We start from the raw sequence: 24,609 nt of genomic DNA, 5'->3' as shown, positions 1-24,609 counted from the left end.
ATGCGAATCCCGGAAGAAAACTTTAGATCCGGCGAGATCAACATCGTGCCTTTGATCGATGTCATTTTTTCGATCTTGGTGTTTTTCGTGATCGCCAGCTTGGTGCTCACCCGCTCCGAGGCTCTGGATGTGAACCTGCCGGACGCGACCACAGCCGAAGTTCGTCTGCAGCCGGATGTAACGGTGAGCGTGACGGCGGAAGGACAGATTGCCGTCAATCAGGAGAAAATTGCCGATATTTCTGCCCTGATCCCGGCAGTGGAACGCATCCTGGCCGAGAAGCCGGCTGAAGGGCGGCGCTTGGTGGTGATCAACGCTGATTTGGCCCTCTCCCACGGCAAGGTGGTGGAGGTGATGGATACTCTGCAGAGGGTGCCCAATGTCAGCCTGGCAATTGCCGCCCGCCGTCCTGCCAATAGCCGGTAGCTAGGTCTGGGCTAATTTGGGCCTCGGACCAAGTCCTGACGAGACAGAGGAACACGACGAGGCCATCCTCAACGACCGCAAAGCTGTTCGCTACGCCCCTCTCTGGCTCCCCAAAGGCTGTTATCCTGGGCCCAGCACCTGAATCAGGAGTGCCTTTTGCACATGTAGGCGATTTTCCGCCTGATCCCACACGCGGGACTGGGATCCCTCCAGTACTTCAGTGGTGATTTCCTCTTCCCGGTGGGCCGGCAGGCAGTGCAGCACAATGGCTTGCGGATCCGCCCGTTGCAGCAGCTCGGCATTGACCTGGTAGGGCAGAAAGGTGGCCTTGCGGGCCTCGGCCTCAGCTTCTTGACCCATGCTGGCCCACACGTCGGTATAGACCACCTGAGCTCCAGAGACGGCTTCCTGGGGATCCTGCAGCACCAACACCTGGGATCCCTGGGCCAGAGTGCGGGCTTGCTCCACCACTGCCGCATCCGGCTCGTAACCGGGGGGGGTGGCGACGCGGATGTGGATCCCGCTCATGGCACAGCCCAGCAGCAGGGAGTGGGCAACGTTATTGCCATCGCCGCAATAGGCCAGGGTCAGGCCCGCCAGTTGGCCAAAGTTCTCCTGAATGGTGAGCAGATCGGCCAACACCTGACAGGGGTGAAACTGATCGGTGAGGGCGTTGATCACCGGAATATCGGCATACTCGGCAAAGGTTTCCAGTTCCTTCTGGTCGTAGGTGCGAATGGCGATCACATCCAGGTAGCGGGAGAGGACGCGGGCCGTATCCTGCAGGGGTTCGCCGCGGCTCACCTGCATCACCGTCGGCACCAGATCCAGAGTGCTGCCTCCGCATTGGGCCATGGCTGCCGTAAAACTGGCGCGGGTGCGGGTAGAAGCTTTCTGAAACAACAGCCCCAACACCCGACCCCGCAGCTCCACCCGATAAGGATCCCGCTTTAATTCAGCCGCCTGGGCTAGCAGGGCCGACAGCTCTGCCGGGGTTAGGTCGCTGAGCTTGAGCAGATCCCGTCCGGCCAAGTTTATGGATCCCGCGATCTTCGACCCCGCCATTGTGCTACGCGCCACCTACAGAAACAATAAAAGCATTTTCAACCCAGGGTTGGTGGACAGTCCTCAAGGGTTTGGCCATTCCCTCAACCACGGCTTCAGGAATGTCCATCTCAAACCCATCAAAACCGCTCCCAACACCGGCTAACGTGAAGAAGAACGAATGGCCTCTTGGGCCTGCTGCCGACGGGCAGAGATCTGAGCCTGCAGAGCCTGGATGGCAGCAGCATACTGTGGGTCGGCTGGGGTGGCCACCAGCTCTCGGTTCTGGCTGAGCCGCTTCAGATCTTCCTCGGACAATTCCACCAAAATGTCGGGGGTAATGCCCTTGTGGTCAATGTCGTTGCCGTTGGGAGTGCGATAGCGGGCGATGGTCACCGCCAGCCCCGAGCCATCGGACAGGGGATGCACCGACTGCACCAGGCCCTTGCCGAAAGTTTGCGTGCCGACGATCACGGCGCGCCGGTTATCCTGCAGAGCCCCCGACAGAATCTCGCTGGCGCTGGCCGAGCCACCATCCACCAAAACGGCCAAAGGTTTATCGGTAAGGGCCGTGTTGTTGGCCGTCAGGCGATCCTGCTCCCCTTGGCGGTTCACCGTCGAGCCAATGCTGCCCCGGTTAATCCACATGCGGGCAATCTCGGCGCTGGAGTAGAGCAGGCCCCCTGGGTTGGCGCGCAAATCCAGAACGTAGGCGGCTACCCCTTGTTTTTCCAGCTCGCGAATGGCTTGGCGCATCTTCTCGGCGGCGTTGCCGGAAAACTGGGTAATCCGGATATAGCCAATGGGCAGGCCGCTTTCCTCGTGAACCTCGTAGCGCACGGTGGCCAGCTCAATTCTTTCCCGCACCAAATCGAACACCTTCAGCCCTTCCCCCTCGCGGCGAATGGTCAGCCGCACCCGCGTACCCGGCTCGCCCCGAATGAGGTTGACTGCAGCGTTGGTGTCCATGCCTTCGGTGGACTTGTCGTCGATGCGCACGATCACGTCTTTGGATTTGATCCCAGCCCGGTCGGCAGGAGACCCTTCAATGGGGGAGATCACCACCAGCTCGTTTGTCTCCTGATCCATGCCCAGCGTGATCCCCACCCCGGTCAGCTCACCGGATGTATCGATTTGCATGCTGGCAAACTGATCCGGATCCAGAAAGCGGGTGTAGGGATCGTTGAGTTTCTTCAAGGCTTCCCGGATGGCCTCATAGGCATCTTCTCGGGTGGCATACTCTCGGCTGAGCAGATCCCGCCGCACCGCTTCCCAATCCAGGGAATTAAAAGACGGATCCACATATTCCCGATTGACAATTTGCCAAACCTCGTCCACCACTTCCTTGGGATCCCGGCGAAACCCCGCCCAACCCGGCATAGATAGCTGCACGCCGACCAGCGACACCGCTGTCATCACCGCAGCCGTTGCACTAACCACAAACCCACGCTTTCTCATTGGCTCTCCTGGAAGGCGCTAAAAGTCAAGGTTGACGAGGTGGATCTCCAGAGGTGGATCTCTAATTGTCAGGGAACTGGGTTTCGAGCAAGGGTCTTCCCCTATCCAAACTTCAGCTTAGAAGCATCGAGAGCAAGGAAAGGCTCCCCTGCTGCAGCAAGTGGGATCCAGACTTTGGTAGGCTACAGATACCCCCAAGCGACTGTGCCCAACCTAGCATAGGGATCCCTTCTGGGGGTGCTCCTGGGATCACAGTTCAACACAACTTATCCTCACAGCTCTTCTTCATATCAATGGGCACCTTTGCCCCTGTTTGACTCTATGTCCCTCGCCACCGATTGCCCCAGCTCGCTTGCCTCTGCTTCAGACCGCCCGCTGCTGTCCCAAGTGCAGTTGGCCCGCGCTGCTGCCCAACACACGGCCACCTTGCCCACGGCTATTAAGAATGCCGCTCTAGAGGCCATGGCCACTGCCTTGGTGGAGCACCAAGAGCCTATCTTGGCCGCCAACCGGGCGGACTTGGAGCGGGCAGCAGAGATGGTGAAAGCCGGGGAGTTGTCGGCATCTGCCTATGCCCGCCTGAAGCTGGACGCCCACAAACTGGCAGATATGGTGGCCGGAGTGCGGCAGGTGATCCGGCTGGGGGATCCGGTGGGCCGAGCTTTGCTGATCCGGGAACTGGACGAGGGGCTAATTTTGGAACGGCGCACCTACCCTTTGGGGGTGCTGGGGGTGATCTTCGAGTCGCGGCCCGATGCTCTGGTGCAAATTGCTGCCCTGGCGGTGAAAACCGGCAATAGCGTCTTGCTCAAGGGGGGATCCGAAGCTTTGCTCTCCTGTCAAGCCTTGATGGCGGCCATCCAGGCGGGCCTGCAGCAGATCCCAGAGTTTCCCCAGGGATCCCTGCAGTTGCTCACCAGCCGCGCCGAGGTCAAGGCCCTACTGCAACTGGAGGGGCTGGTAGACCTGATCATCCCCCGCGGCTCCAGCAGCTTTGTCCGCTACATCCTGGAGAATACCCGCATCCCGGTATTGGGCCATGCCGATGGCCTGTGTCACCTGTACGTGGATCGGGCAGCGGATGTGGACATGGCGATCAAGCTGACGGTGGACAGCAAAACCCAGTACCCCGCTGCCTGCAATGCCATCGAGACCCTGTTGGTCCACAAGGCCATAGCCCCCCACTTTTTACCTCTAGCGGTCAAGGCCCTGCGGGAAAAGGGGGTGGAATTGCGGGGGGATCCCCTCTGCCGCGAGCTGGTGCCGGATCTGATCCCGGCCAGCGAAGCCGACTGGAGCACCGAGTATGCCGACTTGATCCTCGCGATCAAGATGGTTGACTCCCTTGACGAGGCCATTGCCCACATCCAGCAGTACGGATCCCGCCATACCGAAGCGATTGTAACCGAGGATGCCGCTGCTGCCCGGCGATTTTTGGATGAAGTGGATGCGGCAGGGGTCTTTCACAATGCTTCCACCCGCTTTGCCGACGGGTTTCGCTACGGCTTTGGGGCAGAAGTGGGCATCAGCACCCAAAAACTGCCGCCGCGCGGCCCGGTGGGCTTGGAAGGCTTGGTGACTTACCGCTACCAACTGCGAGGGCAAGGACATCTTGTAGCCGACTACACAGGCCCCCAGGCGCGACCTTTTCAACATCGGGATCGCCTGAACAACACCGGCTTAGCTTAGCTGCAAAAGCCGGCTGTACAAACCGGCTGTACAAAGCAGTCGTTCACAAAAACCGTTCTCCTCGTCTTCGCGGCTCCAGGTTGAGGTAAATTAAAAAATAGCTTCGTGATTGCCAAGGGTTGCGCTTTGCGGCGCGCTATGGTGTGACAATGGACTACCGGGTTCCGGGTTTGATGTTATGGGCTTGAGCGCCCTAGATGTAGCGCTTTGCATTTTGGCCTTTTGTTATTTCGATTAGGAGCTTCGCTGGATCATGCCTGTGCGTCTGTATGTTGGAAATCTGCCGGAAGAGGTGGATCGTCAGGCACTGGAGAAGCTCTTTCGCTCTGCCGGTGAGGTCATTTCCACCAAGGTGATCCGGGATCGGAAGACAGGCAAATGCCGCGGCTTCGGCTTTGTAACGGTGAACACCGAAGAGCAGGCGCAGCAGTACATCGAAAAGTTCAACGGCCACAGCTTTGGGGATGTCAACTTGCGCATTGAGCTCGCCCAGCCGCGCGACCGAGGGGAAGAAGGCGAATCCAAAACAGCGACCTCTGAGCCTTCATCCAAAGAGTCCAGAGGTTCCAAAGATTCCAGAGCGTCCAGAGATTCTGAGGCCAAGGGCTCTAAAGAGTCGGCAGAAAACCCTGCCCCCAGCAAAAAGCAACGCCAGCGCGGCAATAAGGGTGGGCGCTCCACCGTCGTCGCCGAAAGTGAGGCAGCCTCTGAGCCGGATCCCCGCTGGGCCAGCCAGTTGCAGCGGATCAAGGAGCAGCTTCTGCAGGTCACCAATTCCTAACCCCCCCGAACGAGTGATAGACACTGTTGGGATCTGACGGTAGGCTGGGTGAGTTGCGACGGCTTTAGGCATGTTTGAGAGGGGGGTTGGGATGCATAGGCTGGTGAGGATTTTTCGCGCTTGGGGGCGGAGCTTGGCCCGGGCTGGACTTTTGTTCGGGCTGACGGTTCTGCTGGGAGTGGGAAGTGGAGCTCCGGTTTTCCTACCAGCGGCGGCGGCTGCCCCGGCAGATTTGGAAGAGCAGGTGCTGCAGATCATTCGAAAGAACCCCCAGGTGATTCTGGAGGCCGTACAGGAATACCAGCAGCGACAGTACCAGGAGCAGCAGCAACAACAGCAGCGGCTGGCGGAAGAATTTGGCCATCAACTGCGGGAGAACCCACGCGCCGTCATCGGAGATTCCCCTCGACTGGGATCCGACGCTCTGCGGTTAGTGTTGGTGGAGTTCTCCGATTTTCAATGCCCCTTCTGCGCCCGCGCCCACAGCACCCTCAAGCAGTTCATGGCCGACCACGGGGATGAGGTGACCTTGGTGTACAAGCACCTGCCCCTGACCAGCATCCACCCAGAAGCGATGTCGGCTGCCCGGGCTGCTTGGGCCGCCCAACGTCAAGGTAAGTTCTGGGAGTTTCACGACGAGCTGTTTGCCAACCAATCTCAGCTTGGGGATGGGTTTTATGTGGCCACTGCTGAGAAGCTGGGCCTGAATATAGAAAAATTCAATCGGGATCGGCGCAGTCGGGCGGCAGAACGCGCCATTCAGCGAGATATTGACTTGGCCTCTCAACTGGGCATCGGTGGCACTCCCCATTTCATCTTGAACGGCATTGCCTTCTCCGGTGCGCAGCCGCTGGAGGTGTTTGAGCAGACGCTGCAGCAGGCTAAGCAAGCCCTCTAGGAAAAATGCTCCGCACTGCTATTGAAACAGGTGGTGTATTGCAAACAGGTGGTGCAACGGCTGGCCTATCCTTCTTACCAGCCTCGCCCAGTTGCCCAAACGCTCCGTCCTTGAGGAGGGCTTTACGGTAGGCTCAGGGCAGTGGCAGGGTAGTCAACCGCTCTATTCGCCCAAGCGGGCTGTAGGCTTTGACAAGCCAGTAGGGTGGGGAGTATGTCAAAAGCAGAAACTCACCCAAGTCGCCATTTGGGCCGAATGGGGATCCCCAACGGCAGGGAAGGAGGAGAGCGTTTATGGCGGAAGTGGCTCTTGGCTACTCCACGGGCAGGATGCGGGCATCGAACCCTGCTTCGGCCAGAGAGCGCCGCGCCTGTTCGGCGTTGGCCCGTTGCCGGTAGGTGCCCACCTGAATCACTGAGCCCCGCAGGAAGGCATCAGGGGCAAACTGTTGCAGCTTGGGTAGGGCCTCTTCCCCAGCCGGCACCACCACCCAAAATCCGCTGCCACCTTCTTCCCCAGGAGGAACAGCCTGGGCAGGCGAGGAGGAGACGGGATCCGCTTGCAAAAGAGGCTGAGAGCGGCGCAGATCGGCGGGGAAGATCCCCGCTTCATAGCCTTGGCCGGCCAAGTAACGCACCTGCTCGGCGGCAGCAGCAGGGTCGGCAAACCCACCTGTGCGCACCACCCGCAGGTCATCGTAGATCAAGGGCAGGGATCCTTCTAGGAGTTGTTTTAGCGCAGGCCATTTCTCCCCGGTGGGATCGGCCACCAACACCCAATAGCGCTCTCCTTGTGCTAGGTTGGAGATGGGATCCTGGCCAGCATTTTCTCCTACCAGCGACACCGCCACTGCCGGTAACCCCTGAGCGGTTAGCCAGCGGGCTTGATCCTGGGCCAACGACAGGCGGGAGAAGGTTCCCGTTTGCAAAGCAACCTGGCCGCGGTACTGCACCACAGTGGCTCCTGGAAAGAAGCGGCGCACCCGTTCCTCCAAACGGGGATCACCGGTGGGGTTGGGCACGTGGGTGGCAAAGGGACGCTGGGGATCCAAGGGGGGAGCCGTTGGCGTCGGCGGCACAGAGGCTTTTGAGCTGGCAGCAGGGCGGCTGGGTGCTGCTTGGGCAGGAAAAGCAGGGGGCAGAGGGGGATCCGTCTCTTGGCGGCTCACCACCCGCACCGATAACCCCAGCCGTTCCAAGTCGGCCTGACGGCGTTGAGCATGGCTACGGTTGATGAACGTCCCTGCCAGAATGAAAACCTGCCCATCCCCTTGCACAAAATAGGCATCCGGCACCTGGGTGCGCACCTGAGCCAACTCCGCCGCCCCATCCGCCAGTACATGCACTTGGTAACGGGTCAGGGCCAAAGCAGCCGGCAGGACGTTCCCATTAACGGCGTGGAGCACAAGGGCAAAGGCCGCCAGGGATCCGGCAAAGAGGGCCGGTTGCGCTGGCAACAGGAGTGCGGAGCACTTTGGCCAGCCGTAGTCCTTACGGGCGTTGCACATGGGATCCATCTCCTCTGGCGGGATTGGCGGCAACTCAAACCTCTGCATCCGGGATGGAGTCTTTGCCTGGGCCTGCGGGGATCCCCCACAGTGCCAGAGCTCGCAGTTCACCCCCTTGCGGGAAGGACAACTCAAAGCTAGCGTAAGCCGAAGTTTGGGCAAGGCTGTGCCAGGGATGGGCTTGCAGATGCCGCCCACCACCGATAGAATGCTCCGCACTGCCACCGCAAAGATGCAGCCCAGTTGGGTTCACGGGAGAAACACAGATCTAGTGCATCTCCAGTATAGATAGGCTGGCAAGACTCTATCGCTATGGCTTGTCGGGGAGTTTGTTTCAGAGGCGACGGCGGCGGGATGGAGTCCTCGCCACAAGGGTGCGGGATCCCCCCAGGGCAAAGCGGATGATCTCCGTCTTGTACTGCTGCGAGCCCTCTGTGTAGCGGGCAAGCTGAATGGCAGATCCCTGGCCGGAAGGAAGCAAGAACCGTTCGCGACAGTGGTGGGCAGCACTCTCTGGAGTTTCCGCTTCGAGGGCAATGAAAAACCGCAGACGCAGCAGCACTTCCAACTTGGACAAGTGCTCGGTTTGCTCTGGCACCAAGCGGCCTAACGAGATTTGTAGGCGCGGCCTGCGTCGCCGAGATCCGGGGCGGCCCCAAAGCTGCTGGGCCAGTGTCCACAGAGAGGTCTGCTCAGAGGACTTGACCAACAGCTTTAAGCCTGTCAGCGGGTTAAGACCATAGGTAAGCAGCAGAGAATACATCGGCGGCAGGAAAGATTCAGAGGAGCGTTTTGAGCTAACGTCAAAAGGATACCCTATAGGCCAACTGTAGCACTGCCTACCCTCTATCCCCATCCAAGCCCCACCCTTCCCTATGGCCGGGATCCCTGCTCAACGCTGGCTGTTTCATCCGGTGGACAAGTTGACTGCCCAGAGCTTGGCCGAGGCAGTGGGGATCTCGCCTGTGTTGGCCCAGATCTTGCTCAATCGCGGCCTCTCCAGCCCTGCTGCCGTGCAGCAGTACCTGCAGCCGGATCCCGCCCACCTGCCTCCACCCAGCCAGGATTTTGCCGATTTGCCCCTGGCGGTGGACTTGCTGGACGAGGCGATTCGCCGACAAGAGCCCATCGCCATTTGCGGCGACTACGATGCCGACGGCATGACCAGCACGGCCCTGCTGCTGCGGGCTTTGCAGGACGCTCCAGTGCATTACCGCATCCCCAGCCGCATGACGGAGGGCTATGGCCTCAACAGCCGCATGGTGCAAGAGCTGCACCGAGAGGGGGTGCGCCTCATTCTCACCGTGGACAACGGCATCTCCGCCCACGAGCCCATCCAACTGGCCAAAGCTCTGGGCTTGACGGTAATCGTGACGGATCACCACGATTTGCCGCCCCAGTTGCCCCCTGCCGATGCCATCCTCAATCCCAAGCAGCTCCCCGTTTCTTCTCCCTATCGGGGGATGGCCGGGGTGGGAGTTGCCTACCTCCTGGCCCAAGCGCTGGCCGAGCGCCGCGGTGATGGCCATCTGCAGCGGGTGGCCCTGGAACTGTTTACCGTGGGCACCATTGCCGATCTGGCGCCGCTGACGGGGGTTAACCGCCTTTGGGTGCGGCAGGGGCTGAACCTTTTGCCCACCTCCCAGGTGGCAGGGATCCGCGCCCTTCTGCAGGTGATGGGCATGCAGGGATCCCTGGAGGGGTTGCGGCCTGAGTGGATTGGGTTTGGCCTGGGGCCGCGCATCAATGCCGTTGGGCGAATTGGCCGGGCGAGAATGGGGATCCAGTTGCTGACCACCGACGATCCCCAGCAGGCAGAGAAGCTGGCCCGCCGCTGCGAACGGCTCAACCAGGTACGACAGCAGATGTGCGGGCGCATCGAGGCAGAAGCCCTCGAGCAAATTGCCCAGCAAGGCCGAGATCTGCAACAGGAGCGGGTGTTAACAATTTTGGGATCCCCTCAGCAGAAATGGCATAAAGGGGTGATCGGCATTGTGGCCTCGCGGTTGGCAGAGCGTTTTGGCTGTCCGGTGTTCATCGGCAGCCAGTCGCGGCAAGGGGAGATCAGTGGCTCGGCGCGGCAGGGGATCCCCGAGTTTGACGTGTTTCAAGCGTTGGAGTTTTGCAAGGATCTGTTCACCAAGCACGGCGGCCACCCCGCTGCCGGGGGATTTAGCCTGAGAGCAGAAGACTGGCCTTTTTTTGAAGAACGGTTGCGGCAGTTTGCCCAACAGCAGTTGCAGCCGGAGCAGATCCAGCCGCTGGTGCAAATCGATGCCGAAGTGTCGCTGTCAGATCTCACCCTTGACCTCTATCGAGAGCTCCAGCATCTGCAGCCCTGTGGCATCGGCAATCCTGAGCCGGTCTTCTACAGCCGCAACCTGCAGGTTCTGCAACAGCAGCGATTTGGTTCAGGGCCCGCCGAGTCCCTTCGCCCCCACCTGAAGCTGCTGCTCCGGGATCCTGCTCTCCCTACGCAACGCTCCCATGGGTTACGTGCTACTCGGACGGAGTCCTCTTGTCCGGGCAGGAGCGACTCAGCCGCCAAAACCCCCAGTGATGACTGCGGAGTGGCCAGCATCACCGATGCGTTGGTGGGGATCACAAACGCGAAGCCCCAGCGCCCTCTTTGGGCCATCCGTTGGCGGGGAGCGGAAACCCATCCGCTGCCGGAGCGAGTTGATGTAGCCTACACGCTCAAGGCCAAAACATGGCAGGGAGAAACCCAACTGGAGCTGGAAATTGTCGGGATCCGACCTGCCCAAGAGGCTGCCACTGCCGGCAACCCCCCTCTCGAGAAAACAGCGCACCGCACCCCTGATGGGAGCAAGTCTCCCATCTCCCCCGCCTCTCTGGATGCCACTCCTCCCATGCCCAACTCCAAGCCCTCGACTGGCTCCCAGAGGGGGACAGAGCCCTCACCTCTGTTGATCTGGCGCCCCACCCCCCAGCCCACCCAGCCTTTGCGTTGGCAAGCTGTAGACCGATTTTCTGTCCTCTGGCCTCAGGCGCAGGGAACCATCCTGTTCTACGGCTTCCGCCGCCCCTCGCTGGTCTTGTCTTCAAGGCCTACGGCCCGCTATCGCGAACGGCGGTACCTGACTCTCCACTACGACCGTCCCCAAGCCGGCCACCGCTATGATCAACTCTGGTTGTGGAGCTGGCCCCCTTCTCTGGATCACCTCAAGTGGCTGCTCTGTTGCACCCCCAGCAGCGAGCTGTTGATTGCCGTCCATCAGCAAGCGGTGCCCCTGCCCTCCGCCACCGGCTTGCAACGCCAGCTCCGCCAATACCTGCAAACCCACAGCCAGGTGGATCTGCTGCGCTTGGCCCAGCAGTGGTGGCTGTCTCCGGCAGTGTTGGTGGCAGGATTACGCTCCCTGGGGTACACCTGCCCAGATTTTGGCCCCACGGGATCCCTCGGCGAAGAACTGGAAGCCCAGCAAGCTTGGTACAGCAGCTCCTGGCAGCAGGTTGCCGCCCTGCTTCAGCGATCCCACCTGGATTCTTCTGCTGCAGAGGTCCATGGGGATTAAACTGCTGCTCGGCTCTGACTACCACGGCAGCGCTCGGCTGATCCGGCAGGCCCTTGCCCATCTGCCGGAGGTGGATGCTTACATCAACTGCGGGGATTTCTGTTCCAAGGCCGGCAAACCTTCCCGCAAGGCCACCCAGGGCTTTCATCCGGCAGCCCAAGCAGAGGTGGTTCATCTGCAATCCTTTTTGGCGGCAGTGGAGAGCCTGGGCAAACCCTGGCTCTTTTTACCTGGCAACCACGATCCAGCAGCTTCGGTTTTGAATTCGCTGGTTGGCCGTTGGGGACGGGCCATCACCCAGTCCTGCTGCTTTGAGTGGCTGGGGTTACAGGTTTTGGCTGTGCCCTGGACTCCCCCCTGTGGTTGGAGCTGGTCTCTGACCTCTGCCCATTTGCAGGAGCTGCTCACCCTCTACAGTCAGCCCCCCCGACCCATTGACCTGCTGCTGACCCACGCTCCGCCGCGAGGCTTTTTGGATGAAGGCGGGAAGTGGTATCACCGTCGCACACCCACCTTGCGCCCCCTTTTGGAACAGCTGCAGCCCCGCTACTACATCTGCGGACACATGCATTGGGATGGGGGCAAGGTAGAGCGATGGGGATCCACCCTGGTGATTAACACAGCCCTGCACAACATGGTTCTCGAGATCCATTAGGTAGGGATCCCTTGAGTCGTCTTCCGCCTCCTCAGCTTTCCGCTACATCCATACGATTCGTAGAAACCCTTCCATGCCCCGTCCTTTGATCTTGGCCAGCAGCAGCCCTGGCAAATGGCGCGAGTTCAACGCCTTCTTCCAGACCCATGCCCCCACTTGGGAGCTGCGCCGCATGCCTTCAGCAATCCAGGTGGAAGAAACCGGCACCACCTTTGCCGAAAATGCCCTTCTCAAAGCCAGAGCCGTGGCCAAGTCTCTGGGGGAGTGGGCCATTGCCGACGATTCCGGCCTAGCGGTAGAAGCCCTTGGCGGCGTCCCTGGGATCCGCTCGGCTCGCTATGCCCCCAACGATGCTGCCCGCATCGAGCGGTTGCTCAGGGAAATGGAAGGGATCCCAAATCGCCGGGCCACCTTTCACTGCGCCATCGCCCTGGTGGATCCCCAAGGTGTAGTGCATGCCCTGGTGGAAGGGGTATGCTCAGGAGAGATCTTGACCCAGCCGCGGGGAGAGGGGGGGTTTGGCTATGATCCCCTGTTTTGGGTGCCCGAAGTGGGGCTAACCTTTGCCGAGATGAGCCCAGCTCAAAAAGAGGCCATCGGCCACCGAGGCCGAGCCTTGCGCGCCTTGAAAGCGCAGTTGCCTCTCCTGGAGAAGCGTATGGGCTGGCTTGGATCCCAGCAATAGCCCCCGATGTCCTGGCTGGGGAGCTGCTAGGATACAGTAGTTGCTTCCCTTCGGGGGAGTGAAATTGAAAGCCGTCTTGCCTTGGCAGCTGAGGGGAGCGCTCGAAGAACTATGGGTTTTTCTGAGTTTGAGGATCAAGATCCCATTGCAGCAGCGGAACGGACTGCTGCCCCCGATCCCAGCCGCCATTCCCCGGATTCTGCCGGTGAGGAAGCCGCGATCTCCTCGGTTTCAAACTCTGGTGAAGGAAGGGAGCGGCAAAGTCGTCGTTCCCCACCCCCTTTGCCGGAAGAGGGCTCAACCTTTGTGGGCGCAGAGGATTGGCTGGACGATCGCGGTAGCGGGACGGAGTCCTTGGAGAATGGGCGGGATAGCTACAGGGAGTCCGCGCAAGGGGCCACTTCTCGCCCTTCCAACCGCTCCCCCCAGACTGGCCGAGACGAGGGGTCTCGTGTTGACAGCGAAAAGGGGGGGCAGAAAGCCGCTGCAGGATCCCCTGGAGCCGGTGAGCGTCCTGGGCAAGCCCTGGTTTCCCGCCGTTCTGTCTCCAGCAACCGCAGCTACGACGAATCCGCCCGTTCCTCTGCCTTTCGCGGTAGCGGGACGGAGTCCTTTGCTGGCCGCTCGCGTAAGCGGGACGGAGTCCTTGGGGAATCCGGCTACCGCAGTGACTACAGCCGTTCCGCGGCTTACGGCTACACCTCCAGCTATGTTGGCGGTGGGGGATATGGCGGTGGTGGGCGAGGCGGCAGCTCCAGCGGGGGGGTCTCCTCCTCCGATCTGATGATCCTGCTGGTGGTGGCCCTGCTGGCCTTCTTCGGGGGATTCGCTATCCGCAACATCTTCGCCGAGTCGGGCGGCTTTGACGATGAGCGCCCCATCCGCGCTGCCAATGTGCCCGCAGCCTTTCGCGATTTTTGCTTTGCCTATAACGGCACTGCCTCCTTTACTGTGGTGCAACTGACCAGCGTTTCTGCTCTGACCATGGCCTCAGTGCCCGTTTACAAGATGGATACTTGCACCATCCCCGTCAGCCAAACGGCCAATGCCCTCCAAGCTTTGGGCATCCGCGGCCGGGCCAACACCTTGGGCCCCCAGCTGGGGGGATCCAACCTCACCCTGATCCAGCTCCCCTTGGCCAGCAGCTTGGCGCGCGCCGTCTACAACCAGTTTCCTGGCTTGGCTACTCAGGGCAACGAGGCGCAGGTTTTGTCCCAACTGGAAGCCACCATCAACAACGCCCTGCGCTCCAACATCGAAGGGTTAGCCCTGCAAAGCCTGGAGCCCACCAACATCCCCGACGTCTACGTGATGGTGCCGGGGCACTCCTTTAATTTGCAGCCCCAACTCAACCTGCGCTAACCCTCTTGCAGAGGACGACGGTGTGTTCATCACCCTAGAAGGCGGGGAAGGGGTGGGCAAAACCACCCAACAGGCCCTCTTGGCTGAGCGACTGCGCCAAGAAGGCTACGCTTGCCTGTGTACCCGCGAGCCGGGGGGCACGGCGCTGGGCAAAACGCTGCGGGAGCTGTTGCTGCACGGGGATCCCTTTAGCCCTCTGGCGGAGTTGCTCCTGTACGCGGCGGATCGGGCTGAACACGTGAGCAAAGTCATCGCGCCGGCTCTAGCGGCAGGGCAGGTGGTGGTTTGCGACCGCTTTACCGATTCCACCCTGGCCTACCAGGGCTACGGTCGGGGGCTGGACTTGGAGAAGATCCGCCAGCTCAACCACTTAGCCACCGGCGGGTTGCAGCCGCACCTCACCCTGTGGCTGGATCTCCCCCCAGAGGTGGGGCTGGCGCGAACAGGGTCTTGCGACAAGCTCGAACAAGAACACCTGGAGTTCCACCGCCGCGTCTACCAAGGGTTCCAGGCTCTGGCTGCCGCAGAACCACAGCGGATTGTCCGCATTTCAGCCCAGGGATCCCCGGCAGAGGTGGCTGCCCGCCTCTGGTCAGTGGTCGAACCCCGCCTACCACTTGCGACAGCAGGCCGGGAGCCCTAGACTCTGTTCCGCTGACGGGAATGGCGCGACAGGCCAAAGCTCGCGACAGTTTCCCTGGCCACAGCCTGCTCGGTTTACCAAGGTTAAGATTAGGTTAAAAAGGAAGAGGCGGGGGTAACCTCAAGCTAGGCTGGATGACCTATGTGAAAAGAGCCTGCTGCCCTCTTGGTTCTCGTTTTGGGTAGAGGAGACTGGCTGTGGACGCTGTTGCTGCTGAGCTGAAAACCGATCGCGTCAGCGGGACGGAGTCCTTGCACTTGACCTTGCCCTCATCTGCGCCCTTGCCAACCGTGGCCGCCTGGGCCCACCAGCTGTTGAGCCAGCAATGGCAGCGGCTGCAGAAACACGTAAAGCGAGTTCTGACCCAGCATCCAGAAGCGGCAGAGTCTCTGCACCAAATCCGGGTGACCCTGCGCCGTATTGGCACCTGGGTGCAGGTATTTCAGGGATCCGTCCGGCTGCCCAAGCCTCTCAAGCCCAAACGCCTGCAAAAGCTGGCCAGTGCTTTGGGCAAGCAGCGGGATCTGGACGTGCTGCTGGAAATCCTGCAGGAACCTTGCTGGGAAGGGATCCCGGCAGCCCAGCAGGCAGAACTGGAGAAGCTAAAACAAGATCTGCAGCAACGTCGAACCCAAGCCGAGAAACGCTCCCGCCGCATTCTTGAAGATGCTGACTTCCTGGCGTTTCAAGCTGCCTGCGAGCAGTGGCTGGCTCACCCCCGCTATAAGCCCCAGGCGGAGCTGCCTTTGCCGGAAAGCTTGCCCCACTTGCTGACTCCCCTGCTGGCCCAGTGGCTGCTGCAGCCAGGCTGGCGGATCCCTGCTTTCCCCGCAACGGAAGCCCAGGCTGAGCAACTGCACGAGCTGCGCAAGGCCACCAAACGGCTGCGCTATCAGGTGGAGTTTTTTGCGCCCTTTTACGGGGAAACCATGCAAGATTGGATAGCAACCCTGAAGTGCTTGCAGGATCAACTGGGCCGCTTTAACGATTTGCAGGTTTTGCAAGGCGAGCTGCCTGCAGACTCAGACCTACAAACCCTTCTCCAGGAACAACAAAAACTAGCCCTCCAGGAGTGGCCTGAGCACCAACAGCGCTGCCTGGCCTCTGCCGAGCAGCACCGGCTTTACTCTAATCTTTTCTCTGTTTCCAATTTCTTTCCAACTGGGGATCCCTAGGTTTCCAATTCTATAGATCCCCCCGAAGGAAAAACCCCGCCTTATTGGCGGGGGATTTTTTGTGGCTATAGGGTTTCCAATTTCTAGGGATCCCCCCGAAGGGGGAACTACGGAAAGCCCAACGCCAAGAGCGGAAACGCTCAAGGTTGTTTCCAATTTCTAGGAACCCCCCCGAAGGGGGAACTGCCGGTTACTACTCCCCAGACCCAACCTTACCCGTGGAGGGTGTTTCCAGTTTCTAGGGATCCCCCCGAAGGGGGAACAACCCCTTTGCAAAAGGGGACTTCCTGAACAAAATCCCCCAAGGTTTCCAATTTCTAGGGATCCCCCCGAAGGGGGAACATAGCTTTATTGCGGAGAATTTCCTCTTTTGTGAACGTTTCCAATTTCTAGGGATCCCCCCGAAGGGGGAACTGCTTTCATACCTCGACTAAGGGAGTATGCGCCTATGTTTCCAATTTCTAGGGATCCCCCCGAAGGGGGAACAGATGATTTAGGTATTGAATATGAGGACCTTGCTCTAGTTTCCAATTTCTAGGGATCCCCCCGAAGGGGGAACGGGAAGCCTACAACCTATGTGCAAACATTGAGGACAACGCGTTTCCAATTTCTAGGGATCCCCCCGAAGGGGGAACTTGCACTAAACTGTCTCTCGACCAAGTGAGACAGCTAAACGTTTCCAATTTCTAGGGATCCCCCCGAAGGGGGAACTTGGTTTTCTACCTACCATCCAGGAGTTACCTACCGAGCATGTTTCCAATTTCTAGGGATCCCCCCGAAGGGGGAACAGGGTGTGGTGTACTCCCTTATGCAAGCTCTCGGATTACTTGTTTCCAATTTCTAGGGATCCCCCCGAAGGGGGAACAGGAAAATCCTGGGTGTCTTGTTGGGGGAGGTCTTTAGTTGGGTGGTTTCCAATTTCTAGGGATCCCCCCGAAGGGGGAACCCCCAAACACACCCAGGATTATCTCCTGGGTGTTCTTTATCGTTTCCAATTTCTAGGGATCCCCCCGAAGGGGGAACCACCTTAGTTAGGCCCCTATAAATATATAACACCCCTAGTTTCCAATTTCTAGGGATCCCCCCGAAGGGGGAACGACTGGTATAGCATACCAGGTGGTGTGGGTTACGTATAGTTTCCAATTTCTAAGGATCCCCCCGAAGGGGGAACACTTACCGTCTACTTCTGATGCAACAACGTCAGCTATGTTTCCAATTTCTAAGGATCCCCCCGAAGGGGGAACTAAACGTCCAAAAGGACAAAACTTCCCAAACCCTCCGTTTTCCAATTTCTAAGGATCCCCCCGAAGGGGGAACTCACCTACCCCAACCCACATGGGGGTTTGATCATGGTTTTCCAATTTCTAAGGATCCCCCCGAAGGGGGAACCAAATCAGTTCAAACTGTCCTGGGAGCAACTCCGCACCTTTTTTCCAATTTCTAAGGATCCCCCCGAAGGGGGAACAGTGTCCTTCAGAAGGGGAGCAGGTAGGAAGCTGTTCCATTTTTCCAATTTCTAAGGATCCCCCCGAAGGGGGAACTTATCTGAACCAATGACTAGTTCATGGTTGAGATCAATGCTATTTCCAATTTCTAAGGATCCCCCCGAAGGGGGAACACGATGGATGGCTAAACATGGCAACTGTAGCACTGAATGATTTCCAATTTCTAAGGATCCCCCCGAAGGGGGAACTTACAGACAAAAAGGTGGATAGACATCTATCCACCTTTTATTTCCAATTTCTAAGGATCCCCCCGAAGGGGGAACAAAATTAAAACCGGGACTAACAACTATGACCCCCTGAGCAAAATTTCCAATTTCTAAGGATCCCCCCGAAGGGGGAACCTGTCGTTCCAAGTCTGGCTTCTGACCACGGCTGCTGACTCGGAATTTCCAATTTCTAAGGATCCCCCCGAAGGGGGAACTTGAGTAATCCTTCCCCGCGGGGTGCTCGCCCCCTCATTTCCAATTTCTAAGGATCCCCCCGAAGGGGGAACTGATTGGGCTACCGCGTGTGAGCTGCCAGAGCTCGAATTTCCAATTTCTAAGGATCCCCCCGAAGGGGGAACAGGCACCACCTTCACAGCCTCATGCTGCCCTTACACAGCATTCGATTTCCAATTTCTAAGGATCCCCCCGAAGGGGGAACTTGAACACAGCACCCTGACTGATCAGCCTCACCCCTATTTCCAATTTCTAAGGATCCCCCCGAAGGGGGAACAAGACGAAATAGAAGCTGTCGGCCACAGCCGGAGTAGCCATATTTCCAATTTCTAAGGATCCCCCCGAAGGGGGAACCAACATTCTACCGTGAGTGGAGCAAGTTGATGTTAACTTATTTCCAATTTCTAAGGATCCCCCCGAAGGGGGAACTGTGCACCAATTGATTATAGCCCGTGGTGCTGGGGCTATGCAATTTCCAATTTCTAAGGATCCCCCCGAAGGGGGAACCACAGCTTTTACAAAGAGTGGAGCAAGTTGATGTTGGATTTCCAATTTCTAAGGATCCCCCCGAAGGGGGAACCGGATGTGGTGAAAGAGGTCATTCCCCAAGCCTTATTTCCAATTTCTAAGGATCCCCCCGAAGGGGGAACCAAGCTCGGTGGTCGCTGAAGCAGCTGAACGCTGTGGATATTTCCAATTTCTAAGGATCCCCCCGAAGGGGGAACGACAGCTTCCCAGTCGTCCACGCAGCTCTCGATGGCCCACATTTCCAATTTCTAAGGATCCCCCCGAAGGGGGAACTGGTTCTGATTGTCCGGGAAAACCGGAAGACTGCTCAATTTCCAATTTCTAAGGATCCCCCCGAAGGGGGAACTGAATCGTTACGCCCTTGCCCTTGGGGTTTGGTAACCTTACAATTTCCAATTTCTAAGGATCCCCCCGAAGGGGGAACAAAGCACCCAGGTATTTCACCTGGGTGTTGTTTATTATTTCCAATTTCTAAGGATCCCCCCGAAGGGGGAACCGGTTAAGTTGCGCATCGAGCGCGGGGAATACGAAAAAGCGCTATTTCCAATTTCTAAGGATCCCCCCGAAGGGGGAACAGCGGCTGTAGAGTTCCACTATTCTCGGTGTAGCCTGGTTATTTCCAATTTCTAAGGATCCCCCCGAAGGGGGAACTAACGGAGTCAAAGTTAGCGAGAATCAGTATCCACCCGAATTTCCAATTTCTAAGGATCCCCCCGAAGGGGGAACCTGGAGTTTATGAAGTCTTCCAAGGACGTTGCTACGTATTTCCAATTTCTAAGGATCCCCCCGAAGGGGGAACGCCGGACGGTTTGTCCGGTCTCATCTGATCAGCAACTCATTTCCAATTTCTAAGGATCCCCCCGAAGGGGGAACTTTAACTAGAGGACCGGGTTGTTTTGAAGGAACAACCAAATTTCCAATTTCTAAGGATCCCCCCGAAGGGGGAACCTGATTAGCCGTTGGAAACTCGCTCCAAAACCTGAGATTTCCAATTTCTAAGGATCCCCCCGAAGGGGGAACTTCAAATTCGCCAACCTGGACGGCCGCTACCTGGTAGCAGCAATTTCCAATTTCTAAGGATCCCCCCGAAGGGGGAACTTAGTTAAACCTCTCGGTTCAATATACTTTAGATAGATTTCCAATTTCTAAGGATCCCCCCGAAGGGGGAACATGCTTCTGCTGCAGGTTGGTAAGGCTCTGGGAGAGTATTTCCAATTTCTAAGGATCCCCCCGAAGGGGGAACAGGTTAGACTTGGACTTTACGTCCAAAGCATTGCTGATTTCCAATTTCTAAGGATCCCCCCGAAGGGGGAACTCAAGAGCGCACTAGTCGAAGTGCTAAAGCGGGAGATATTTCCAATTTCTAAGGATCCCCCCGAAGGGGGAACTCCTAAGGCAGGGAAAGACAAACCTGCCTCTAAAAATTTCCAATTTCTAAGGATCCCCCCGAAGGGGGAACTATTCTTCATCGTCGGTGTAAAAGCTTACACTAACAATTTCCAATTTCTAAGGATCCCCCCGAAGGGGGAACGGGATCCAAGTCGGATGATGGGATCCCGATCGCTTCCGATTTCCAATTTCTAAGGATCCCCCCGAAGGGGGAACACAGGATGTAGACGCACACACGTTGGGTGTGGTGTACTATTTCCAATTTCTAAGGATCCCCCCGAAGGGGGAACATTCAATACCAGTACGTCCCAGGTCAGGCGAAGATCCAGATTTCCAATTTCTAAGGATCCCCCCGAAGGGGGAACAGGAAACTGGGTGATCTTACAAGACGGGTTCATCGGAGAGATTTCCAATTTCTAAGGATCCCCCCGAAGGGGGAACCCTTTTTATTTTTAGGATAGGCAGGTTACTGTTAGAATTTCCAATTTCTAAGGATCCCCCCGAAGGGGGAACAGAGACTCGAGAAGGTTACCAATTCATCTTCGCAGATTACTGGGAGTACGAGTATTACTGTGCTCTCAAGATTTCCAATTTCTAAGGATCCCCCCGAAGGGGGAACTTATGACCGTTGACCGTAGATACGGTCACTGGTTAATCCTGTTTCCAATTTCTAAGGATCCCCCCGAAGGGGGAACGGTGCACCCAGAATGATTGGACGATTTACCAGCGCAGTCTTAAGTTTCCAATTTCTAAGGATCCCCCCGAAGGGGGAACTATGGTTCGCAATCTTTGCTAAGCCACTGCTTAACCAGTTTCCAATTTCTAAGGATCCCCCCGAAGGGGGAACCTCCCTAGCTTCAGGTTCTGGCGGTAGACGTCCGACCGTTTCCAATTTCTAAGGATCCCCCCGAAGGGGGAACTTCCATTGTCATCCGAGACCCCGTACCAGAACAAGTTGTTTCCAATTTCTAAGGATCCCCCCGAAGGGGGAACTCTCCTGGTTCATAACTAAACCCGGGTATTGCCCTAGTTTCCAATTTCTAAGGATCCCCCCGAAGGGGGAACACTCTAAGGGTCACAAGGTGCTCTCTTGACCAGTTTAAGTTTCCAATTTCTAAGGATCCCCCCGAAGGGGGAACAAAGTCGAGGTTTTATACAAAGGCCAAACTTATATTGGAAACCGTTTCCAATTTCTAAGGATCCCCCCGAAGGGGGAACCCCACCCCTATTAAACCCAAGCAGGGCAAGGAATGCAAGACCCATTTGCGAGGGATCCGGAAAAAAGTCGGCAAAAAGGGTGCTGGCGAGGGGGCTTTGGGGCCGGAAAGCCTTGTGGCGCAAGGCGTCGAGGGATCGGACGAAAGAATCGGCCTTTGCGGCTTTTGGCGGATCGCTCGCGCAGGCGTTGATACCGTTTGAGTGTGCTTTTGGAAACACCGAGTGCTTAAGTAGGAAGAGACTTGCCTGAGCTACACAATGACCGAGCTGGGGGGTGCAGTCAGGGCAGGCCCACCCCAGATTTCCACCTGGGCGAGGACATAGCTAGTGAGCGGATAGAAGCGGACGCTGTCTTCCTCGGGCTTGATCTTCTTGCGGAGCCGCAGTTTGAGCTCCTCGAACTTGTCTTTGTCGAGGACGCACTCAAACACGCTGTATTGCACGCGCTTGCCGTAGCCTTCTAGCAGGTCGGCAATTTTCTTGCGTCGCTTGTCGCAGGGAGTATCGTAGGTAACAACATAAAGAAACATCAGCGAATCCGGTAGGGCTGGTACAAATCTTGAGGATTATAGACGGATTGCTTAAACTTTTTAACTTGCTGCGTTAGCAGATCCCAGCGGGGTTGATCTCCGTCAGGGGTCTGGATGGATCCCTCCATTCTTTGGATGAAAGCTGTAAGGTACTTTTTCCTGCCACTATCACTTAGAAAACAGCCACCATCGCGATACTCAAAGTCTTCTTCGATGTTCATAATGCCCTTGTTGATCAGCCAGAGGACTATTGAATCTACAATAGGCGCCCGAAATTCTTCCAGTAAGTCCGAAACCAGAGCAGCATGGCGTTCACTGCTAGCGTGCAAGCAACCCTGATAGGGATCCAAATCTTGCAGCTCAATCAGGGTTAATAGATGGTTCCAGAGCACCATGTAGCCAAAGCTGAGCATGGCATTAACCGGGTTAGTGGGCGGCTGTCGAGTGCGGTTAAGCAAAACAAAGCCCCTTTGCTGAAGGCAATTTCCCAATTCCGGGAAATACAGAGCCGCAGCCGCTCCTTCAATGCCCCGCAATTGATCTAGAGACTTGGCCTCAAGAGCTTGAGCAGCCAAATGTTCCAGACTGCGCAGGGTCAGATCCCCTGTCTCAGTGGGGCGCTGCCTGAGCTGCCTCATCAGCAGCACTCGGCTATTGAGCAGCTTGGCTCGCACCATCTGGGCTGCTGTTTGCAATCGCCATGTCTCCGGTAGTGCTTGCTGCAAGTGGGCCAAGCGGCGGTAGCCCCTTGCAATGGGAATAAGGCGGCCGTAGCAGTAGCCCAGCCGCGAGAGATAGGCGATGGGGATATTACGCTTCAAGCACTCTCTCACCACATCGGTGGTTACCTGGGATCGGCCAAAGATTAAAATTTGCTCCAGCAAGGGTAGAGGCACCTCCTGCAAGAGCGACTCGCCCAAATAGACCATTACGAACTCTTGCTTAAGGCTTAGCCTACACCCCTGCTGAGAGACATATAAAGTTCGCATTATTCGTCATGACGACGCAGATCTTCAGCGCCTCGCCTCTGATCTATGGCGTTGCCGGGTTTAGAGCGGCCACGCTCCGGTAAAATCTCAACATCAATTTCGGGACTTGACAAGAAATCCATCACGATCTCGGCCAGAATGCCCGAAAAGAAGCTGGCAATCGCGACAAGAATGGTATTGGTAATCACGGCTGCCAATCCCAAAGGGGCAATTAGCAGGATGGCCAGCGTGATCGAGCCGTTGACCACAGCTGTAACAAGGTTTCTAAGAACTTTGGCATTGATCCTCTTTTTGGACATTTTATTCCTCTAGAGATTCTCCAAGATCTCTACTTCAAGGGCCAGATTATTCCAAAATCATCAGCATTTTTCCTGAGCTGTTCAAGATAACTTTTCCTAGGATTCGCAGTTGCCCCAAAAACGGTAACCACCTGATAGTCATCCAAATCTGCAATCCAAACAGGGGACGGCATGCCTGTGTCGCCGCAGAGAAACTTGTCGTATTTTCCTGGCGCTATCTTGCCTACCTTGTGCAAAACAGCCAAAGCATAGGGCTTATTAAACTCTTCTGGGCCGCTGCAGACTACAATCCTGCAATGGGCATCCACAGCTTCAGGCCACTTTTCTCTGCTGACCTGACCAAAGCTCCTGGGATTGCTGGGATCAATGGCCTGCCCAGTCAAGACCTGGAGCGCCTCAAAAAAGCCCTGCAGCCGCTTCTGAAAGAGTTTCTGGAATTCCTCTACCGACTCTGGCAGATTCCAAAATGAATCTTCGGAGTTAGGAATGAGGGTGGATCCCCGCCACCAAGGAGCTCTGTCGCGATTTTGGCGAGAGTAGCAGGGCCTTCTTGCCCCCTGGCCAATACCTCCCAGGTGAAACAGCATCCAGGTCAGATTCCGAAAGAGCTTTTGCACCGCTTTCTGGTTCTCCTTTGAAGCATGGTTGTGGCACTCCTCAGAAAGGCTGAGGATGAGGATCCCTTCTTGCTGTCCGGCAGGCTCCCCCCTTCCTGCTTGATTGGGTTCCGGCTCCGGTTGAGTTACTCGCCCCTTCAAAAGATCCACGTGGATCCAGCCGTGTTTTTGCTGGGGAGTGATGGCCCCAAAAAGTTGCCCCTCCCATTCCTGCACCTGCTTCACGGGCAAAACACCCAGGGCAAAGGTTCGAAACCAGTAGCGCAGCATGTTCTTAAAGGCTACCGGTCGCACTTCGGCAATTGATTTGTTGTCATACCGGTTCTTATCAGGTCTCCAGTTGACCACTTGCCGCCCGTGGATCAACTGACCCTCCAGCTCAAAAGGCAGCCGCAAGAATTCTCCCTTGTATTGAGATAGAGTTTTGCCAGTTTGAATCAGCCGACCGTAGCCGGTATTGACTTGGGATCCCACTCCTTGCTCCAGCCCGCGGATAAGCCATTCTTTCACTTGGGCTAACATCTCGTCGGTGCAGCCTGGGCCTTTGCGGATCCCGATTAAAAACGTGGCCTGTTTGAGAGAGAAAAAGACATTGGGATTTGCTTTATATTCCAAGCTGTTGCCATTCCATCTCCAAACGTTATTGGCAATATCAACAGCCAAGCCTCCCGACCTGGAGTTATCGGGATCCCCTTGTTTTTGAGTCCTGGTCGGCACAGGGTAGGCATCCAAAAAGATCACCTTGCCAGCACTATCTTTATCCTCAGCTTCTAGATGCCCAAGCCAGGGTGCCACTGCTTTATCTGCCTCCTCCCAAGACAGATTGTGCTTCTGCATCAACTCTCGAATAGCCTGGGCGCGGGCTACCCCCCGCAAGGTGGAGCTGGGAAGGTAAGGGATCCCTAAGTGATCAAAAGCGGGCAGCAGCATGCTCTCCGGGCCTTTGGCTCCGCCTACCCGAATTCGCCAGGGACAGGTGACCTGAAAAGTGTTTTTTTCTCCGGCAATGCGTTTGATGCGAGCATTCAGAACTTGAAGACGCGCTCCGTAGTTTGCCTTTGCTTCTGCCTGGTGCACCAGATCGACTTTGGCTCCGTCTTTGAAAGGAGTTGCTGGAGCCCTCATCCAACGCAGATATTCAATAAAGCTCGCTGTGGGATCTGGGCTGGGGTTGGGATCCAAGGGATGTCCTAACCAGGGAGCAGGACGATTGCTAGGCATTTGATCTTCTCCTA

19 protein-coding genes and 1 CRISPR repeat array are annotated in these 24,609 nt (G+C 57.2%); of the genes, 11 read left to right on the top strand and 8 right to left on the bottom strand.

The window, feature by feature from the left end:
- On the top strand, positions 1-426 hold the full coding sequence (locus tag NW805_RS06285; protein WP_414421989.1) for an ExbD/TolR family protein: 426 nt from the start codon (positions 1-3) through the stop codon (positions 424-426).
- Positions 427-546: 120 nt separating this feature from the next.
- Here the strand turns inward: NW805_RS06285 and argF are convergent, their stop codons facing one another.
- Positions 547-1,464, bottom strand: a complete 918-nt coding sequence (gene argF, locus NW805_RS06280) for an ornithine carbamoyltransferase (protein WP_414421999.1) — start codon at positions 1,462-1,464, stop codon at positions 547-549.
- On the opposite strand from argF, the gene NW805_RS06275 reads away from it, so the two are divergent.
- The gene (locus NW805_RS06275) at positions 1,436-1,636 is read left to right on the top strand and encodes a hypothetical protein (RefSeq protein WP_414383898.1); all 201 of its coding nucleotides are present in this window, start codon (positions 1,436-1,438) and stop codon (positions 1,634-1,636) included. The genes argF and NW805_RS06275 overlap by 29 nt on opposite strands.
- Here the strand turns inward: NW805_RS06275 and ctpC are convergent.
- Entirely contained in the window at positions 1,633-2,928 is a 1,296-nt protein-coding gene (ctpC, locus tag NW805_RS06270) for a carboxyl-terminal processing protease CtpC (RefSeq protein ID WP_414421988.1), read from the bottom strand. The two genes, NW805_RS06275 and ctpC, sit on opposite strands and share 4 nt — an antisense overlap.
- Before the next feature lie 321 nt (positions 2,929-3,249).
- Here ctpC and NW805_RS06265 point away from each other — a divergent pair, with 321 nt between their 5' ends.
- From NW805_RS06265 to NW805_RS06255, 3 genes are all read left to right on the top strand, one after another.
- Positions 3,250-4,617 (top strand): glutamate-5-semialdehyde dehydrogenase, encoded by a 1,368-nt coding sequence (locus NW805_RS06265; RefSeq protein ID WP_414421987.1) that lies wholly within the window; start codon positions 3,250-3,252, stop codon positions 4,615-4,617.
- 253 nt (positions 4,618-4,870) lie between these two features.
- The gene (locus NW805_RS06260; protein WP_011432462.1) at positions 4,871-5,398 is read left to right on the top strand and encodes an RNA recognition motif domain-containing protein; all 528 of its coding nucleotides are present in this window, start codon (positions 4,871-4,873) and stop codon (positions 5,396-5,398) included.
- A 103-nt stretch (positions 5,399-5,501) separates the two neighbouring features.
- Positions 5,502-6,296: a DsbA family protein gene (locus NW805_RS06255; RefSeq protein WP_414421986.1), complete on the top strand. Its 795-nt coding sequence runs from the start codon at positions 5,502-5,504 to the stop codon at positions 6,294-6,296.
- Positions 6,297-6,609: 313 nt separating this feature from the next.
- Here the strand turns inward: NW805_RS06255 and NW805_RS06250 are convergent, their stop codons facing one another.
- Together NW805_RS06250 and NW805_RS06245 are read right to left on the bottom strand one after the other, a co-directional pair.
- Positions 6,610-8,028, bottom strand: a complete 1,419-nt coding sequence (locus NW805_RS06250; RefSeq protein ID WP_414421985.1) for an SPOR domain-containing protein — start codon at positions 8,026-8,028, stop codon at positions 6,610-6,612.
- A 109-nt stretch (positions 8,029-8,137) separates the two neighbouring features.
- On the bottom strand, positions 8,138-8,566 hold the full coding sequence (locus tag NW805_RS06245; RefSeq protein WP_414331038.1) for a hypothetical protein: 429 nt from the start codon (positions 8,564-8,566) through the stop codon (positions 8,138-8,140).
- 112 nt (positions 8,567-8,678) lie between these two features.
- Here NW805_RS06245 and recJ point away from each other — a divergent pair, with 112 nt between their 5' ends.
- The 6 genes from recJ (at position 8,679) to NW805_RS06215 (ending at position 15,859) form a co-directional block, all read left to right on the top strand.
- Positions 8,679-11,339, top strand: coding sequence for a single-stranded-DNA-specific exonuclease RecJ (gene recJ / locus NW805_RS06240; protein ID WP_414421984.1), 2,661 nt, complete (start codon positions 8,679-8,681; stop codon positions 11,337-11,339).
- On the top strand, positions 11,329-11,994 hold the full coding sequence (locus NW805_RS06235) for a metallophosphoesterase family protein (protein ID WP_414421983.1): 666 nt from the start codon (positions 11,329-11,331) through the stop codon (positions 11,992-11,994). The genes recJ and NW805_RS06235 overlap by 11 nt, the downstream gene beginning before the upstream one ends.
- A gap of 73 nt (positions 11,995-12,067) precedes the next feature.
- Positions 12,068-12,679: an RdgB/HAM1 family non-canonical purine NTP pyrophosphatase gene (gene rdgB, locus NW805_RS06230; protein ID WP_414421982.1), complete on the top strand. Its 612-nt coding sequence runs from the start codon at positions 12,068-12,070 to the stop codon at positions 12,677-12,679.
- A gap of 111 nt (positions 12,680-12,790) precedes the next feature.
- Positions 12,791-14,041, top strand: a complete 1,251-nt coding sequence (locus NW805_RS06225) for a hypothetical protein (protein ID WP_414421981.1) — start codon at positions 12,791-12,793, stop codon at positions 14,039-14,041.
- A 22-nt stretch (positions 14,042-14,063) separates the two neighbouring features.
- On the top strand, positions 14,064-14,684 hold the full coding sequence (tmk, locus tag NW805_RS06220; RefSeq protein WP_414421980.1) for a dTMP kinase: 621 nt from the start codon (positions 14,064-14,066) through the stop codon (positions 14,682-14,684).
- 197 nt (positions 14,685-14,881) lie between these two features.
- Entirely contained in the window at positions 14,882-15,859 is a 978-nt protein-coding gene (locus tag NW805_RS06215) for a CHAD domain-containing protein (RefSeq protein ID WP_011432471.1), read from the top strand.
- A gap of 72 nt (positions 15,860-15,931) precedes the next feature.
- Positions 15,932-20,939: a CRISPR direct-repeat array (repeat unit 36 nt; unit sequence ATTTCCAATTTCTAAGGATCCCCCCGAAGGGGGAAC).
- Positions 20,940-21,190: 251 nt separating this feature from the next.
- Here the strand turns inward: NW805_RS06215 and cas2 are convergent.
- Genes cas2 through NW805_RS06195 form a run of 4 tightly spaced genes read right to left on the bottom strand, consistent with a single transcriptional unit; the run spans position 21,191 to position 24,595 of the window.
- Positions 21,191-21,469 (bottom strand): CRISPR-associated endonuclease Cas2, encoded by a 279-nt coding sequence (gene cas2, locus NW805_RS06210; protein WP_414329659.1) that lies wholly within the window; start codon positions 21,467-21,469, stop codon positions 21,191-21,193.
- A complete protein-coding gene (cas1, locus tag NW805_RS06205; RefSeq protein ID WP_414383084.1) occupies positions 21,469-22,458 on the bottom strand; it encodes a CRISPR-associated endonuclease Cas1 in 990 nt (329 codons plus the stop codon). Before cas1 ends, cas2 begins: the two co-directional genes overlap by 1 nt.
- Positions 22,458-22,757: a CRISPR-associated protein Csx18 gene (csx18, locus tag NW805_RS06200; RefSeq protein ID WP_414421979.1), complete on the bottom strand. Its 300-nt coding sequence runs from the start codon at positions 22,755-22,757 to the stop codon at positions 22,458-22,460. The genes cas1 and csx18 overlap by 1 nt, the downstream gene beginning before the upstream one ends.
- A 29-nt stretch (positions 22,758-22,786) precedes the next feature.
- Positions 22,787-24,595: an RAMP superfamily CRISPR-associated protein gene (locus NW805_RS06195; protein ID WP_414421978.1), complete on the bottom strand. Its 1,809-nt coding sequence runs from the start codon at positions 24,593-24,595 to the stop codon at positions 22,787-22,789.
- Between the last annotated feature and the right edge of the window lie 14 nt (positions 24,596-24,609).

The organism is Synechococcus sp. W60.1, assembly GCF_047461575.1.
Lineage (GTDB): Bacteria > Cyanobacteriota > Cyanobacteriia > Thermostichales > Thermostichaceae > Thermostichus.
Note: the sequence above shows the minus strand (reverse complement) of the source record. Positions and strands in the feature narration are given on the sequence as shown.